Raw genomic sequence first — 1,905 nt, 5'->3', positions numbered from 1 at the left:
TTGGTGCGCCGAGCATGCGCGCGTTTCTCATGGGTGAAAGTCCCTAGCACGCCCGATAGCGGGAAGTGCATAGCCAAATGCAAGGGTGTCCATCGCGAGGTGGAATCTGAAGGAAGCAGGCGGCAAACCTCCGGCCTGACGAACAGAAATCGCATCAGGCGTATGTGGGTGGGTAAGGCTGCTAAGCAAGCCAAAGCCCAATAGCTATACGGGAGCCCACAGCGTAAATGCGGCAGGTAGATGGAGGGAAAGAAACGTGGCTTACCTCGGGAGGCCTCATGGACGTGCTTAAGCGATGAATTTTGCCAGCACGGAGTAAAGCTTGTCATGAGGAGTCAGCAGAGACCATAGTACTTGTGAGTATGTCCACTACAAGGAAGGGTCGAACCATTAACGGTGTTAGTAGAAAGGAGGTTACCTTTGGGTGCAATGAACGACAGCCAACTCACATTGTGGGGCTTACAAGGGATGGTACTTGCGGAACAAGGAGAGCAACTCGAAGCGTCTAGTACACAAAGGATAGCCCCTGACAAAAGCGCCAACGTGTACAGTTCAGGTGATTTGCTGGAAAGGATTGTCGATAAGGACAACATGCGGCATGCCTACAGGAAAGTTAAAGCCAATAAGGGTGCAGCTGGTATCGACAAGATGGGTGTTTCTGAAATGTATGACTACTTCAAAGAACACTCAGATGAACTTATCAAGCAAATCAAGCGCGGAAAGTATGCCCCAAGCCCTGTGCTTAGGGTAGAGATTCCTAAGAAAGAGAAAGGCAAGGTAAGAAAGCTCGGAATACCTACCGTAGTTGACCGTGTGGTACAACAGGCTATCGTTACCCAACTAACACCGCTCTTTGAACCTACGTTTAGCGACTCAAGCTATGGGTTCAGACCAAATAGAAGTGCACATGATGCACTTTACGCTTGCAAGCGTCATATTGATGAGGGGTATGGCTGGGTAGTCGATATGGACTTAGAAAAGTTCTTCGACACGGTATGCCAATCAAAGTTAATCCAGATCGTGTCTGAAACCATCACCGATGGGCGAGTAGTATCGCTGATACACAAGTACCTGCACGCCGGAGTCATGGTGGAAGGCAAGCTAGAAGAGACAAAAGTTGGCATGCCACAAGGAGGACCACTTTCGCCACTTCTGTCAAACATCATCCTCAATGAGCTTGACCAAGAACTAGAACGGCGGGGGCATAAGTTTGTCCGCTACGCTGATGACTGCATGATTTTCTGTAAGTCTAAGCGAGCGGCTAAGCGCACAGCCAAATCCATTATCCGGTTCATCGAGGGAAAGCTATTTCTTAAAGTGAACCACGAAAAGACAAGTGTTGCGTACTTTAATCAGGTGAAATACTTAGGATATGCCTTTTATCGTCACAAAGGGGTGTGCCGCTTTCGTGTACATCCCAAAAGCATCAAGGCTATGAAAGGTCGTATTCGAGAACTCACAGCACGAAGCAATGCTATGTCGAATGAGTACAGACCGAAAGCGGTAACATGGTTTGTACGTGGATGGGTCAACTACTTCAAGCTGGCGGATATGAAGAAGCTGCTTAAAGACATCGACTGCTGGATGCGCAGACGCATTCGCATGGTCTACTGGAAGCAGTGGAAACGTGTTCGCACCCGATTCAAGATGCTACAGAAATGTGGCATTGAAAAGGGCAAGGCGTGGGAGTTTGCTAACACTCGTAAGGCTTACTGGCATATAGCAGCAAGTCCGATTATGAATGTGGCAATCAAAACCGAGCAGCTACGCCGTAAAGGCTATCTGTTTTTCTCTGACTACTACGAACAAGTACATGTATGTTAATGGAACCGCCGTGTACCGAACGGTACGCACGGTGGTGTGAGAGGACGGGATGTCAACTAATGGCATCCCTCCTACTCGATT

The 1,905-nt window shown here is 48.6% G+C and carries 1 protein-coding gene; it reads left to right on the top strand.

All coding sequences use genetic code 11. From position 1 onward, the window contains the following. Positions 1-429 precede the first annotated feature (429 nt). Complete coding sequence (gene ltrA, locus G7Y44_RS10225; RefSeq protein ID WP_165249663.1) at positions 430-1,824, top strand: group II intron reverse transcriptase/maturase; 1,395 nt, start codon at positions 430-432, stop codon at positions 1,822-1,824. The last annotated feature ends 81 nt before the right edge of the window (positions 1,825-1,905 follow it).

Origin of the sequence: Adlercreutzia sp. ZJ141 (assembly GCF_011038965.1) — a bacterium.
Classification (GTDB): Bacteria; Actinomycetota; Coriobacteriia; order Coriobacteriales; family Eggerthellaceae; genus ZJ141.
This window is presented reverse-complemented; position numbering and strand designations above follow the sequence as displayed.